Annotated in this window: 2 protein-coding genes (1 of these 2 only partly in view); both read right to left on the bottom strand. The window is 62.5% G+C overall.

Annotated elements, in window-relative coordinates; all coding sequences use genetic code 11:
- Positions 1 to 7,381, bottom strand: partial view of a non-ribosomal peptide synthetase gene (locus BLR20_RS03950; RefSeq protein ID WP_054994066.1) — the beginning only. Its footprint begins 10,403 nt before the window's first position; 7,381 of the gene's 17,784 nt are visible here — the first part of the coding sequence; it begins with the start codon at positions 7,379 to 7,381; its stop codon lies beyond the left edge, outside the window.
- On the bottom strand, positions 7,378 to 16,875 hold the full coding sequence (locus tag BLR20_RS03945; protein WP_054994065.1) for a non-ribosomal peptide synthetase: 9,498 nt from the start codon (positions 16,873 to 16,875) through the stop codon (positions 7,378 to 7,380). The genes BLR20_RS03950 and BLR20_RS03945 overlap by 4 nt, the downstream gene beginning before the upstream one ends.

Below are 16,875 nucleotides of genomic sequence, written 5' to 3'. Positions count from 1 at the left end.
AGGCCAGGTGCATCAACGTGGCTGCGCTGACACTCAACTGCCTTGCCTGATCGCGGATCTGTCGGCACAGGTCGCTGTTCAGCGTGAGTCGGGCCTCGCCGGGAATCTGGTCTGCGGATGCCAGTGTCAGGCCGTAAGGCAAAGTCGGCTCATCGATATCGCCCAACTGCTCGCGGAAGAACGCCTCATGGGCGTCGTCGCCAGGCCCCTGCACAACGTGGGCGATGTAGTTTCGGTAAGGCACGGGCGCTGCGAGCTGAGCTTCGTTGTCCAGCAGTATGGCCTGCAACTCATGACTCAATACATCAAGGGCGATGTGATCCATGATCACATGGTGATAGCGCAGCACCGCTGCGATCCTCTTATTGGCCGGATCGTGGGCATAGACCAGCTGCAGCAGCGGCGCCTGAGTCAGGTCCACGCGTGGTGCATTGAACAGGTCCTGCAAGGCGACCTCTTCAACCCGCAGCGGCGCCTGACGCCAGACCACCTGCACCGGCGCTTGCAAACCTTCCCAGAACAACCCGGTGCGCAGAATATCGTTGCGCTCGATCACTCGCTGCAAGGCATGGCAAAAAGCGTCGAGACGCGAGGCGTCGGCGAAGGCGAACTGCGGCTGCAACAGATAAGGATCACTGTCCCCAGCTGTCAGGTGGTGATAAAGAATGCCAGTCTGCAACGGGCCCAGCGGATAGATATCCTGCACATTCGCAGCACCGCCCGGCACCCGCGCCACGATACGGTCAATGGCGGGCTGGTCCAGCGCTACCAGAGGCAACAATTCGGGGGTGATGTGCTGGCAGTGCGCATCGATCAGGTTGGCCGGCACATTGATTTCAGTGTCGCGGCCGACGGCTTCGGCGAGCGCCGCCAGGGTTGGCTGGACAAACAGAACGCGAATGTCCGCACGCATGTCCAGACGACGCATACGCGCAATCAGGGTCACGGCCAGCAACGAGTGGCCGCCCAGTTCAAAGAAATTATCCTGACGACCGACCTGCTCCACATGCAGCAGCTCGGCCCAGAGGCTGGCCAGGGCGATTTCGGTCGCACCTTGCGGCGCTTCATAGGCCCGGCTGGCGATGCTGTCGCGATCCGGTGCCGGCAGGCTTTTGCGGTCCAGTTTGCCGTTCGCCGTCACCGGCAGGCTGGCCAGCCTTACATAGGCCGCAGGCACCATGTATTCGGGCAGCAGTCCCGACAGCCAGGCACGCAACTGTTCGATATCCAGCCCGGGGTTATCTTCCGCCGAGGTGTAGTAACCAACCAGTCGCTTGTCACCCGGCACATCCTCGCGTGCCACAACCACAGCGTCGAGAACATCTGGATGATCATTCAGGCGAGCCGCGATCTCACCCAGTTCGATACGGAAACCGCGAATCTTGACCTGTTCATCGTTACGGCCCATGTATTCCAGACTGCCGTCGGCCATCCAGCGGCCCAGGTCACCGGTACGGTACATCCGCGCATCCGCTGCGTGGCTGAACGGGTTGTCGAGGAACCGTTCGGCCGTCAGTGCTTCACGGTTCAGGTAGCCGCGTGCTACGCCGGCGCCGCCGACATACAGCTCGCCGACCACACCCACCGGCACCGGTTCGCCGCGGGCATCGAGGACATACAGCTGCAAGTCGGGAATGCGCCTGCCGATCGGACTGGCGCCAAGACGCTGGGCATCTTCGGGCTGCAACGGGTAATAGGTCACATGCACCGTGGTTTCAGTGATGCCATACATGTTCACCAATTGTGTGCCGGCATTCACATTGCGGGCATACCACGGCTTGAGTATCACTGTGTCCAGCGCTTCACCGCCGAAAATCACCTTGCGCAACGAATGCGCCTGCCCGTTCTCGCCCTGAGCAGCAATCAGATGACGGAACGCGCTCGGCGTCTGGTTGAGCACCGTCACCCCGGCACTGCATACCAGGTTGTAGAAGTCTTCGGGGGAGCGGCTGACCAGTTGCGGCACGATCACCAAATGCCCGCCATGCAGCAACGCGCCCCAGATTTCCCAGACCGAGAAGTCGAAAGCAAACGAATGGAACAGCGCCCAGACATCCTGCTTGTTGAAACCGAACCATTCTTCGGTGGCCGAGAACAGCCGCGCAACGTTGCGGTGTTCGATCATCACGCCTTTGGGCTTACCGGTGGAACCCGAGGTGTAGATCACATAAGCCAGGTTGCCGGGTTTAACCGGCACCTGCGGATTGCAGACGGATTCGTCCTGCAAGTCGTCGTCGAGACTGATCACCGGCACTTCCGAGACAGGCAAGGTGCCCTGCACTGACCGCTGACTCAACAACGCCACCGGTGCGCTGTCGTCAAGGGTATAAGCCAGACGTTCAAGGGGATAAGCCGGGTCCAACGGCACGTAGGCGGCACCTGCCTTGAGAATCCCCAGCAGGCCGGCGATCATCTGCAGGCCGCGAGGCGTGCAGATGGCGACACGGTCGTCCGCACCGATGCCCATGCCAATCAGGCGATGCGCGATTCTGTTGGCCTGGGCGTTGAGTGTCGCGTAGCTCCATGACTCCTCTTCAAAGCTCACGGCAATCGCATCCGGCGTGCGCTGCGCTTGCGCTTCGAACTGGCTGTGCAGCGTCTGCTCTTGCGGATAAACCGCATCGGGTGCATTGAAACCGTCGGTCAACTGCCGACGCTCGGCCTCCGACAGCAGCGGAATGTGGCTCACCACCGTCTGGCTGTCAGCAACCATGGCACGCAGGATCGCCTTCAGGTAACCCAGATGGCGTTCGATGGTGCTGTGGTCAAACAGCGCTGTGGCATATTCCACGATGCAGCGGAAATGATCGGGGCCATCGCTGACGCTCAGCGCGAGGTCGAATTTTGCGAAAGCGGCCTGTTCATCCAAAGGCTCAAGCTGCATGTCGCCCAGTTGCAATCCCAGCCCCTGGCTGCCGTCCCAGGTCAGTGATGCCTGGAATAAAGGGCTATGCGCAAGGCTGCGCGGCGGCCGCAGGCGCTCCACCACTTGTTCGAAAGGCAGGTCCTGATGGTCCTGCGCTTCCACAACGCGGGCCTTGATGCGCTCCAGCAGCGTCACGACGTCCGGCTCGCCCGACGTATCCACCCGCACGGCCAGGGTATTGACGAACAGCCCGATCAAACCTTCGATTTCAGCACGACGGCGGTTGGCAACCGGCATGCCGACGACCACCTCGTCCTGTCCGGACAACCGCGCCAGCAATACCGCCCATGCGCCCATGAACAGCATGAACGATGTCACCGACTGCGCCTGGCAGAAGGCTCTGATGTCGGTGCTCAGACGCGGATCGAGATCCAGCGCAACGCTGGCCCCGGTGTAGTCCTGATGCGCAGGACGTGGTCGGTCAGTGGGCAAGGTCAGCAATACCGGCGCCCCGGTCAGGGTCTGCTGCCAGTAATCGGCCTGATGGCTCAATCGTTCATCGTCCAGCCAGTTGCGTTGCCACACGGCGTAATCGCCATATTGCAGCGCCAGCGCGGGCAGTGGATCCTCCTGCCCTTGACTGAACGCCTGGTAGAGCGCGGTCAGTTCGCGGGTCAGCACGCCCAGCGACCAGCCGTCGGCAACGATGTGATGCACGGTCAGCAGCAATACGTGACGGTTTTCAGCCAGACACAGCAAACGGCCGCGAATCGGCAGTTCATGCTGCAAGTCGAAGGGCTGCGCCGCCTCTTCCCTGATCACTGCCTGCAGTGCTTGCGGATCCTGATCATGTAAATCCTGCCAGCAGATGCGCGGCACTTCAGTCACAGACGCTGCCTGTACCCAGGCGTTGTCGTCTTCCTGGCTGAAGCGACTGCGCAGGCTGTCGTGGCGGGCCACGATCCGCTCCAGTGCACGGGTCAAGGCACGGCTGTCCAGCGGACCGCTCAGTTTCAGGCCCAACGAGATGTTGTAGGCGCTGTTGGCATCTTCCATTTGCGCCATGAACCAGATGCGCTGCTGAGCGGAAGACAAGGGTACCGGGCCGTTGCGTGGCTGTACGTCGATGGCCGGCAACTGACTGCGCGCCGCAGCGCTCAGGCAGTGTGCGATCGCGATCAGCGAACTGTCGGCGAAAAGGTCGCCAAGAACCAGCTCCAGTGACAGGCGCTGACGCACCTGAGAAACCATGCGCATGGCCAGCAACGAATGACCGCCCAGCTCAAAGAAACGGTCATGACGCCCTACTCGCTCGACCTGCAGCAATTCGCTCCAGATCAGCGCCAGTGCGGTTTCCAGATCGCCTTGCGGTGCCTGGTATTCGCCGGTCGACAGTGCGGTGCGGTCGGGTACCGGCAATGCACGGCGGTCGACCTTGCCATTGGCCGTCAGTGGCCAGCTGTCCAGGCGCACCAATGCGCCGGGCACCATATAACCCGGCAGCCGCGCCAGCAGCGCGGTACGCAATTGCTCCACGCTGCTGGCGGCAGCCCCTGCCCGCTCGGTGAAGTAGCCCACCAGCCGTGGTTGCCCCGGCTCGTCTTCACGAGCCAGTACCAGAGCTTCCTCGATACCCGGCAATTGGCTGAACTGGTTTTCGATTTCTCCCAGCTCGATGCGCACCCCGCGAATTTTCACCTGATCGTCGTTACGACCCAGGTATTCCAGGGTGCCATCGGCATTCCAGCGCGCCAGATCCCCGGTGCGGTACATGCGCGCCTGGGGTTGCGCGGCGAACGGGTCATGCGCAAAGCGCTCTGCCGTCAGTTGCGGCTGATTCAGGTAACCGCGGGCCACACTGTCGCCGCCGATATACAGCTCGCCCGGCACCCCGAGCGGAACCAGTTGTTGCCGCTCATCAAGCAGGTAAATCGAGGTGTTGGCGACCGGTTTACCGATGTCCAGGCTGCCATTGGGCAATAAGCGGCCGGAGGTGGCAACCACCGTGGTTTCGGTGGGGCCATAGTTGTTGATCACCGCAAAACCCGGATCGCGATGGAACTGGCGTAGCCGATCACCACCGATCAGCAGTGTGTGCAGTGTTGGATGACGCAGATCGCGGCTAAAGGCGTATTCGGCCACCGGTGTCGGTAGAAAAGCGACCTGCAATGGCTGGGCGATCCACCAGTCGAGCAGCGCATCGAGCTGCTCATTGCCGATCTCGGCCGGTGGCAGGTGCAGCGTCGCCCCGGCGCACAAGGCCGGCCAGACTTCCCAGGCCATGGCGTCGAAACCGAAGCCTGCGACACTGGCGGTATGACTGCCCGCGTGCAGGTCGAAGGCCTCTCGGTGCCAGTCGATCAGATTGTTCAGCGTGCGGTGTTCGACCATCACACCCTTGGGCTGGCCGGTCGAGCCCGAGGTGTAGATCACATAAGCGAGATGGGTCGAATCGAGCGTGTCGAGATGAGGATTGTCTTGCTGCTCCGGCCAGTTGGCCAGATCCAGTTCGATCAGCGGTGTGTTCAAGCCTGGCAAGCCCAACCCTTGCAGGCGTGCGACGAACTCCGGTTGAGTCAACACGGCAACCGGGGCGCTGTCGCCCAGCAGATAGGCAATGCGCTCGTCCGGGTGTGCCGGATCGACCGGTACGTAGCCCGCTCCGGCCTTGAGCACCGCCAGCAAGCCGACCAGCGTCTCCAGGCTGCGTCGTGCCACCACCGCCACGCGGTCATCGGGTTGTACGCCAAGACTGATCAACTTATGGGCGAGCGCGTTGGCGCGCGCGTTCAGCTCACGGTAGCTCAGGTGTTGGGCACCCACCTGCGCGGCAATAGCATCAGGCTGCTGCTCTGCCAAATGCTCGATGCGCTGATGAATCGTCAGCCTGCGTTCGTAGTCGGCACGTTGGTCATTGAAGCCCAGCAACAATTGCGCACGCTCGCTGGCGGGCACGATATCGAGCTGATCGACCGGCATCTGTGGCGCCTGCTCCAGCGCATCGACCACGCTTTCCATGGTCCATTGCATGTAGGCACAAATGCTTTGCGGGTCGATGCCTGCGGCGGTTTGTGCCGTCAAGCCAAAGGCCTCACCCAAATCATCGACGCTCAGCACCAGCGGATAATTGCTGCGCTCCTGAGCCTGCAGCACTTCGATGCCTTGCCACGTCTCACCGGACGCTTGCGCCGGCGCACTGTGGCGGTAGTTGAGCAACGCGTTGAACAACGGCGTCGGCGCTTTTACCCCACTGCAGCGCTGTGCCAGTGCCAGCGGTGCGTGTTCGTGGCGCATCAGCGCGGTCAGACGCTGGTGAGTGGCGCGCACTGCGGCCTGCACGCCCTGCTCGTCCAGATCGAGGCGCAGCGGCAATGTGTTGATGAAGATGCCTAGCGCCCGCTCTGTGGCTTCGGCACCCAGCAAACGCCCCATCAGAACGGTGCCGAATACCACCCGCGATTGCCCGGCAAGGCCTGCCAGCACCCGTGCCCAGCCCAGATGGAACAGGCTGGCGACACTGATACCGAGGGTTCGCGCCTGAGCACGCAGACGCTGACACAGCTGCTGATCAAGCGTGACGCTGTGCTCTTCGATCGCGTCGCCCTCACCGCTCAAATCCTGCAGGCCGTAGGCCAGTGTCGGTTCGTCGAGATCACCCAGCATCTCGCGGAAAAACGCTTCATGCTGAGCTTCGCTGACGCCCAGCAGCGCTTGCCCGACATAGTTGCGAAACGGTACCGGTACGCCCAGCAATTCGGCTTGCCCGGACAGACAGGCCTGTATTTCATGGCGCACGACCTCAAGGGCACTGTGGTCCATGGCAATGTGGTGAAACAGCAGCGTAGCCTCGACCCTCTGACCTGCAACAGGTGCATGGCAGACCAGGCGCATCAGCGGTGCCTGGCCCAGATCCATCGTCAGGTCTGCCGCGAGCGGCGAGCTGTCGACCTTGAGTTCAGCGTGGCGCCAGACCACCTGCACCGGGGTTTCCAGCCCCTTCCAGTGTATTGAGGTGCGCAGAATGTCATGCCGGGTGATGACGGTTTGCAGCGCCTCGGCGAACGCGTTCAGACGCGCCTGATCAGAAAAGGCGAATTGCACCTGCATGACATAGGGGTCGCCGTGGGTGGCGGTGACGTGGTGATAAAGAATGCCTTGTTGCAGCGGGGCCAGCGGGTAGATGTCCTGGACATTCGCGGCGCCTCCCGGTATCGCGTCCATCAACAGGTCGATAGCCACCTGATCAAGGTCCGCCAGCGTCAACATTCCGGGGGTGATTCGCTCGCAACCCTGTTCGATGCCATTGGCTGGCAATACCGGTGCGCCGCGCTGGCCGTTCTCATAATCGCCCTGCTCGATGAGCTCGATCAGCGCCGGCTTATGCTCACGCAGATGCTCCAGCAGGCCGTTATCAGTCAATGCACGGCGATTGCCCTGCACCACCAATTGACCGTCCTTGACCGTCAGGTGGATATTGTGAGCTTTGAGTGTCGCCAAAAGTTCGTTGATGCTCACAGGGTAATCTCCATGTTCTCTGTGATGGCTGCGTAGCCCGCCAGCGTAGGTTGTTCGAAAAGCGCCCGGACATCGGCCTCGATGCCTTCCTGGCGCAGGCGCGCAGTCAGGCTCACCGCCAGCAGCGAATGACCGCCCAGCTCGAAAAAGTTGTCGTGACGGCCTACCTGCCCGACCCCGAGCAGTTCGCTCCAGAGCCTGGCCAGCAGGGCTTCGGTTTCGCCTTGCGGTGCTTCATAAGGACGGGTCAGGAGCGCATCCTGCCCTGGCGCAGGCAGCGCCTTGCGATCCAGCTTGCCGTTGGGGCTCAGGGGCATGGCGTCCAGGTGCACGAACAGTGCAGGCACCATGTAATCCGGCAACTGCGCACGCAGCACCTCACGCAAGGCCTCGACCGATAACTGTGTGCCGGTGTAATAGGCCACCAGCCGCTGCCCGCCAGGTTGCTCGTCGCGCACCAGAACGATTGCCTGTTCGATACCCGGATGGCTGATCAGGCAGGCCTGGATATCGCCCGGTTCGATTCGTAATCCGTGGATCTTCACCTGATCGTCATTGCGGCCAAGAAACTCGAGGTTGCCGTCTGCCCGCTGGCGTACCAGATCGCCGCTGCGGTACAGGCGGTCGCCTGCAACGAAAGGGCTGTCGATAAAACGTTCGGCATCGGTCTTTGGCAGGTTCAGATAGCCACGCGTCACCCCGGCACCGCCGATATGCAGATGACCGATAACACCTTGAGGTACGGGCTGGTCATGGGCATCGAGCACGTAAAGCCGCGTATTGCTGATCGGGCGTCCGATAGGCAAGGCGCTGTCCGGCACGGCTTCGTCGGGGCGCAGTGTCCAGACGCTGCAATCGACTGTGGTTTCGGTCGGGCCATACACGTTGTGCAGGCGCGCCCCTGGCAAACGTTTGCGTAGCTGTGCGGCCATCTCCACGGTCAGCTCACCACCCCCGCAGACAACGTCGGTCAGGCTGCTGCACGCGCTGCTCTGCGGCAGATCGAGGAACTGCTGCAACAGCGCCGGAACGAACTGCACGATGCTGACCTGACGCTCCTGAATCACCTGCGCCAGGTAGGCAGGATCACGCTGGCCATCAGGACGCGCCAGCACCAGCGCAATACCGCTGCTCAGGGGCCAGAAAATCTCCCAGACCGAGGCGTCGAAGCTGATCGGGGCCTTTTGCAGCATGACAGCGCCCGAGGCAGGTGGGCACAACACCGAGCTCCACTGCACCAGGTTGCTGACGTTACGGTGCTCGACCATCACCCCTTTCGGCGTGCCAGTGGAGCCCGAGGTGTAAATCACATACGCCAGATGCTCCGCCGTCAGGCCGGGAACGCGCGGATTCTCATCGCGCTGCGCGTCCCAGGTCACGCTGTCCAGATCGATCCGCAGGGCATGTTCGTCGTCAAGCAGATCGCGGGTGCCTGCCTGTACCAGCAAGGCGACCGGCGTGCTGTCCTTGACCATGTACTGCAAACGCTCGCGCGGGTAGCTCGGATCCAGTGGTACGTAAGCGCCACCGGCCTTGAGGATCGCCAGCAGACCGATCACCATCGACAGGCCGCGCTCGACGCAGATCGCTACCCGTTGATCAGGCCGCACGCCCAGATCGATCAGGTGATGAGCCAGGCAGTTGGCCTGTTCGTTGAGCTGGCGATAGCTCAATTGTGCACGTCCGGCACGCAGGGCAATCGCCTGCGGCGTACGCACCGCCTGGGCTTCGAACAGCCCGTGCAGGGTTTGCTGAAGATCGTGATGGATCGCCGTGGCGTTAAAGTCGACCAGCGAGCGTTGCCGCTCTTCAGCGCTGAGTACCGACAGATGCTGCACCGGCAGATCCGGCTGACCTTCAAGGGCGTCAAGCATGGCCACCAGCGTCTGCTGCACGTAAGCGCAGATACGTTGCGCCCCTACTCTGGGTGGCACGGTAACGCTCAGGCGCAGGCTGTCGCCCAGATCGTCGACGTTGAGGCTCAACGGGTAGTTGGTGTGCTTCTCGCTGGTCAGAATCTCCAGGCCTTGCCATGCATCAAGCTGCGCATCCTGTCGCGCCTGGCCTGCTGCGTGTCGATAGTTGAGGATTGCACTGAACAACGGCAATGGCGCTGCTACCCCGCTCCAGCGCTGTGCCTGAGCCAGGGATGCGTGCTCATGGCCAAGCAGTGCCGCCAGTCGGGCATGCGTGGCGCGTGCGCCGTCGCGCACGCTGATGTTGTCCAGATCGACGCGCAACGGCAGCGTATTGATGAACATGCCCATGCCACGGTCGGCACCCGCACCGCCCTGCAAGCGCCCCAGCAGCACAGTACCGAATACCACACGGTCATTGCCGGTGGCCGCGCCCAGAACCCGTGCCCACGCCAGATGCAACAGGCTGGCGACACTGATCCCCAGTTGCCGCGCCTGACTGCGCAGACGCTGCAGCAAGGCATCGGGCAGCACCTGCTGTGCTTCCTCGATACAACGACCGTCCCCCTGCACATCGCGCAGCTCAAACGGCAACGTCGGCTCGTCCATATCGCCCAGTTGCTCGCGGAAATACGCCTCATGCTCCGCTTCGCTGACACCCAGACGTGCCTGGGCCACATAGTTGCGATACGGCACAGCGGGCTGCGTCGGACCCGGTTCGCCGCGCAGATGGGCGAGCATTTCTTCGCGCATCACTTCGAGCGCGGTGGCGTCCACCACAATGTGATGGAAGCGCAGCGTTGCCGACAGGCCCGGGCCAGTAGGGTCCGGACAGTAGGCCAGACGAATCAGCGGCGCGCAGCTCAAGTCCATGCGTGCCGAGCCCGCCGGGGTGTCGATTTGCGCCAGCGTCACACGTTCGACAACCAGATCCGCCTGACGCCAGACGACCTGTTGCGGTGTTTCCAGCCCTTCCCAGACGATCGCCGTGCGCAGGCTGTCATGCCGGGCAATGACTTTGCGCAAGGCAGCGGCTACCGCCTGCAGACGCTCCGGGCTGTCGACGTTCATGCGCAATTGCAGCAAGTACGGATCGCCCTGCTCGGCAGTCAGGTGGTGATAGAGGATGCCTTCCTGCAGGGGCGCCAGCGGGTAGATTTCCTGAACGTTGGCGGCTCCGCCAGGCACCGTGGCGACAATGCGCTCGATGGTCGGCTGGTCGAGCTTTGACAGGCTCAGCAGGTCCGGCGTGATGTGTGTACAGCCAGCCGGTACGCGATTGAGCGGCGTCGGAATTTCACGCCCCTTGCCCACCGATGCGGCCAGCGCGGCGACAGTCGGCTGGCCGAGCAGGACGCGGACATCGACGCTGAGTCCGGCATTGCGCAGGCGCTCGACCAGACTGACCGCCAGCAGCGAATGCCCGCCCAGTTCAAAGAAGTTGTCGTGACGGCCGACTTTTTCCAGGCCAAGCACGTGCGCCCAGAGATCCGCCATGAGGGTCTCCGTTTCACCCACCGGTGCCTCGTAGGCCTGACTGGTCAGCGCTTCCAGCGCCGGGTCCGGCAAGGCACGGCGGTCAAGCTTGCCATGGCTGGTCAGCGGCAGCGCGTCCAGGCGTGTAAAGACCAGCGGCACCATGTGTGCGGGAAGACGTGCACGCAACGCCTCGCGCAGCGCTTCGGGTTCAACGGGAGCGTTTTCGGTGAACCAGGCCAGCAGACGTTCACCGCGCACCAGCACCACGGCGTCCTGCACCTCGGCCTGACTGGCCAGGGCCGACTCGATTTCGCCCAGCTCGATACGCATGCCGCGAATTTTCACCTGGTCGTCATTGCGCCCCAGGTAGTCCAGGCTGCCATCGGCATTCCAGCGCACCAGATCGCCGCTGCGATACAGGCGCGCCTGCGTCGTGGCGCTGAACGGGTCGGCGATAAAACGCTCTTCGGTCATTTGCGGACGATTCAGATACCCGCGGGCAACCCCCGCGCCACCGATATACAGCTCGCCGACGACACCCACCGGCACTGGCTGCAACTGCTCGTCCAGTACGTACACGCGGGTGTTGGCGATCGGGCCGCCGATATGCAACGGCCCAGATGGCTGCATGGCACCAGAGGTCGCTACCACGGTGGTTTCAGTCGGACCATAGTTGTTGATCACCGCGAAGCCAGGGTCGCTGTCGAACTGACGCAAGCGGTCGCCGCCGATCAGCAGCGTGCGCAGTGTCGGGTGCTGGCGCGAGCGTCTGAAGGCCTGTTCGGCCACCGGGGTCGGCAGGAAACCGACCTGAAGTGGCTGCTCCAGCCACCAGTCGAGCAGCTCATCGACATGCTCGTTGCCAACCTCGACCGGTGGCAGATGCAGTACCGCACCGGCACACAGCGCTGGCCACACTTCCCAGGCCATCGCGTCGAAGCCGAAACCGGCCACGCTCGCCGTATGACTGCCCGCCTGCAGAGCGAACGCCTGACAATGCCAATGCACCAGATTGACCAGCGTGCGGTGTTCAACCATGACGCCTTTGGGCTGGCCGGTGGAGCCGGAGGTGTAGATGACGTACGCCAGTTTTTGCGCATCAAGGCCCGCAACACAGGGGTTATTGCCGGAGGAGCCAAGCCAGTCCGCCTGCTCGATGTTCACCCGGGCAGTATCGGCGGCAAGGTCGTGGGTCGAGTCTTCAGTCAGAACCACACGGGGCGCGCTGTCCTGCAGCAGATAGGCGATACGCTCCGCAGGATAGACCGGGTCTACCGGCACGTAGGCCGCACCGGCCTTGAGCACCGCCAACATGGCAACCAAACGTTCGGGACCACGGTGCAGGCACAGGGCAATGCGTTCATCGGCTTTGACGCCCAGGCCAATCAAATGATGGGCCAGGCGATTGGCGCGCTCGTTGAGCTGAGCATAGGTCAGGACATCGCTACCCTGAATCACCGCAGGGCTGTGCGGCTGGCTGGCGGCCTGCGCTTCGATCAACGCATTGACGGTGCAGTCCTGCGGGAACGGCTGTTCAGTGCGATTGAAATCGAGCAACAGATGATTGCGTTCTGCCGCGTCGAGAATCGGAACGTTTTCCAGCCGCAATGGCAGCGCCTGTTCCAGGGTTTCCAGCAGATGCTCCAGCGTGTTGAGCACCCAGCCAGCGATACGCTCGGCTCCCATACCCTGCTGCGCGAGCACATGCAGGTCGAAGCCTTCGCCCAGATCGTCCACGCAGAGGGTCAGCGGATAGTTGCTGCGTACATCACCGCCGAGCACCCGCACGCCTTGCCAGAGCCCTTCGCCGTCCAGCGGTTTTACCTCGGCACTGTGGCGATAATTGAGCAAGGCACTGAACAGCGGCGACCCCGAAGCCACCGCACTGCAGCCCTGAGCGAGTACCAGAGAAGCCTGCTCGTGAGCGATCAGCGCAGACAGCTTCGCATGGACCGCCTTGACTGCCGGACGAGTCTCCAGCGCCGTATCCACACGCAGCGGCAAGGTATTGATAAATACACCGAGTGCCCGATCAGCACCCTCACCGCCCATGCGTCCCAGCAACACAGTGCCGAACACCACGTCGCGACGATTGGATAGCACGCCCAGAACCCGCGCCCACACAACATGCATCAGGCTTGCAGCGCTCACCCCGAGCTGGCGTGCCTGCTCACGCAGCCGCAGGGCAAGCTCCGGGTCGAGGGCCCGTCGCTCCTCTTCGATACCACTGCCGTCGGCGTGCACGTCTTGTATGCCCAAAGGCAGGGTTGGCTCATCGACGTCACCGAGCATTTCAGTGAAAAACGCTGTGTGGCTTGCGTCGTCATTGGCCAGGCGTACTTGCGCGACGTAGTTGCGATACGGCACCGGCGTCTTCAGGTCATAGCGGTGGCCGAACAGCAACGCTTGCATCTCGCGGCTGACGATCTCCATCGCAGTGTTATCCAACACCAGGTGATGAAACAGCAGAATCGCGACGGTTTCGCCGCTCGACGACTGCTGGGCATGCACCAGACGCATCAAGGGTGCCTGGGTCAGATCCAGTCGATGATGACGGGCGTCGAACTGGTGTTGCAGACGGTCGATGACGGCATATTCTGAGTCTTCGGCCTCGAACTCGATGGCCTGTACCGCCAGCTCGGCAGTGCGCCAGACCACCTGTTGCGGACTTTCGAGACCTTGCCACACCACCGAGGTGCGCAGGATATCGTGGCGGTCGATGACTTCCTGCAAGGCTGCGGCCCAGCTGTACAGACGCTCCGGCGTGTCGAACGCCAGACGCCATTGCAGCAGATAGGGATCGCCCTGTTCTGCGGTCAGGTGGTGGTAGAGAATGCCTTCCTGCAACGGTGCCAGCGGGTAGATCTCCTGCACATTGGCAGCACCGCCCGGCACGCTGGCGACGATACGATCAATGGCTGACTGTTCGAGCGACACCAGACTCAACATGCCCGGAGTGATCTGCTTGCAGCCTGCCGGAATAAGGTTTGCCGGCACCTTGAAGGTGCTGACGCCCGTCTGGCTTGCGGCCAGAGCGGCCAGTGTCGGCTGGCTGAGCAGCACATGCACATCGGCCTTGAGTCCGGCCTTGCGCAGTTGCTCCACCAGACTGACGGCCAGCAGGGAATGGCCGCCCAGTTCGAAAAAGTTGTCATGCCGCCCTACGCGCTCGATACCCAGCACCTGCGCCCAGATGGCCGCCATGGCGATTTCCACTTCGCCCAGTGGTGCTTCATAAGCATTCCCGAGCAGGTACGCCGGGTCCGGATCGGGTAGTGCACGGCGGTCAAGTTTGCCGTTGGCCGTCAACGGCAGTGCCGTCAGTCGGGTAAAGGCACGCGGCACCATGTAGCCCGGCAGGCGTGCGCGCATTGCCGGTCCCAGCGTGTCGATGTGGACCGTCGAGTGCTCAGTGAACCAGGCCAGCAGATGCAGATCGCGAACCAGCACGACTGCGTCTTTCACGCCGTCCAGACTGGACAGCACCGCCTCGATTTCGCCCAGTTCGATGCGCATGCCACGAATTTTCACCTGGTCGTCGTTACGGCCCAGGTAATCCAGAGTCCCGTCGCCATTCCAGCGCACCAGATCACCGCTGCGGTACATGCGTGCCTGCGCGACCTCGCTGAACGGGTCGGCAACAAAGCGCTCCTCGGTCAGTTGCGGCTGATTCAGGTAGCCCCGCGCGACCCCCTCACCGCCAATGTAAAGCTCACCGGGCACACCGACAGGCATCGCTTGCAAGTGCTCATCCAGTACGTAGACACGAGTGTTGGCGATGGGGCCGCCAATGTGCAGCGAGCCGTTGCCCAGCACCTGACCGGAGGTGGCGACAACGGTGGTTTCGGTCGGGCCATAGTTGTTGACCACGGCATAACGGCGGTTATGAGCGAACTGCCGCAGGCGGTCGCCGCCGATCAGCAGCGTACGCAAGGTCGGATGGTCCTGGCTCTGGCTGAACGCGTACTCGGCCACCGGGGTGGGAAGAAAGCTGACGTCCAGCGGTTGGGCGCGCCACCAGTCGAGCATGGCTTCAATGTCCTCGCCACCGTCCTGGACCGGCGCCAGGTGCAGGGTCGCGCCAGCGCACAGGGTCGGCCAGACCTCCCAGGCCATCGCATCGAAACCGAAGCCGGCCAGGCATGAGGCATGACTGCCCGCCTTCACATCGAAAGCCTGGCAGTGCCAGTCAACCAGATTGGCCAGGGTTCGATGCTCCACCATCACGCCTTTGGGCTGGCCGGTGGAGCCGGAGGTGTAAATCACGTAGACCAGATTGTCGCTGCCCAATCCCGCTACCTGCGGATTGTTCTCAGCGCCCTGACCGTCGGTGCAATGGTCCAGTTCGATCAGCGGCACTGCCAGCGGCGGCAGACGCTCGATCAGCGAAGACAGGGTCAGCACCACCACCGGCGCGCTGTCACTGAGCAGATAGTGCAGGCGTTCACGCGGGTGCGACGGATCAATGGGCACATAAGCCGCCCCCGCCTTGAGAATGGCCAGCAGCCCTACCAGGGTTTCCAGACCACGGCGCGAAACGATTGCCACGCGGTCGTCAGGACGTACGCCCTGGTAGATCAGACGCTGCGCCAGGGCGTTGGCCTGACGGTTGAGTTGCGCGTAGGTCAGGTGTTGCCCCTGAAAAATCGCCGCCACGGCATAGGGCCGAGTACGGGCCTGCTGTTCGATGCGTCGATGAATCAGTTGCTCGTCGCCAACAGCCGTCTCAGTTTGATTCCAGGCCTGTAGCTGCAATTGCTCGGCGGGTGCTGACAGGTGGAAGTCCTGTATCCTCAGTGCCGGGTTTTCCAGCCCCTGCTCGAGAATGTGCAGCAAACGCCCGGCAATCGCCGGGGCCTCGGCATCTTCGATCCAGGCACGGTGGTGAACCAGGTGCAGGGAGGCATCGTCGTTGCAACTGTTGCTGCGCAAGTGCACGGCCAGCGGCGTCGCCTCGTAGCCATTGGACACCTTTACCGTCTGCGCCTGTGCATCGGCGTAGCAGTAACCATGGTCTTCCAGCTCGTAGGACACCGACACTTCGAACAGTTGCGCCCTTCCCTCACGTGATAATTCGAGGCTGCGATTGAGCTCGCTCAAGGGGAAGCGCTGATGACGGAAATCACTTTTCAGCGCGTCGCGCACCTCGACTACCAAGGCGGCGAAATCCAGCCCGTCGTCGAAGGCCATGCGCACGGCACTGACCTGAGCGAAGTGGCCAAGCGTCGCCTTGAAGCGCGCGCCACTGCGATTGAGCAGCGGCAGCCCGACAATCCACTCGTTGCGTTGCGCAGTACGCGTGAAATAGACATGCAGAACGGCCAGCAATACATGAAACGCAGATGCGTTGTGGCGCTCGGCAAATTGTTTCATGCGCGCATGCAATGTGCCGGGAAGTGGCTGCACCCATGCGTGGGACGGCGCCGGGTCAGTCGCCCGGCGGTTGTGATAGCGCGACACCAGCAACGGCTCCGGCAAATCGCGGTATTTTTCCAGCCAATAAGCCCTGTCCTGCGAATAGCGTTGCGACGCCTGATACCGGGCGTCGTCTGCAATGAAGTTGCTGTACCCCGGTGCAAGCAGTTCGAGGTCTTTACCTGCCACCAACGCGCTGTAAAGCTCGCCCAGGGACTTGAACAGCTGTCCGAAGCCCCAGCCATCGAGAATCAGATGGTGGGCCTGGCCAGCCAGCCAGTGCTGATCGCCTGCCAGGCGGATGAGGCAGAAGTCGAGCAATGGGCTGCCATCGAGCACGTAGGGGCGGCGCATGTTGTCATTGAGCAGTGCCCGCGCTGCCTGCTCGGGCTCGGGATGAGCGCTGAAGTCATGCAACGGCAAGGACACCGGCAGGCAAGCCGCGTACGACTGAAGCGGCATGCCATCCGCTCCGGCACCGGGAATCAGGACTGTACGCAGCGCTTCATGTGCGCAAACCAGTTGCTCCAGCGCCTTGTGCAGGGTGGCCGGGTCGACCGCTCCGGACAGTTGCAGATAGCCGCCGATGTTATAAAGCGGAGAGTCACCGCGACTGATCTGATCAAGCCAGACGTCGCGCTGAGCAGCGGTCAGTGGGTAGGTTGCGGCGCTGGAGGGGAGCAT

Source organism: Pseudomonas congelans, from assembly GCF_900103225.1.
In the GTDB taxonomy this organism is placed as follows: Bacteria; Pseudomonadota; Gammaproteobacteria; order Pseudomonadales; family Pseudomonadaceae; genus Aquipseudomonas; species Aquipseudomonas congelans.
Note: the sequence above shows the minus strand (reverse complement) of the source record. Positions and strands in the feature narration are given on the sequence as shown.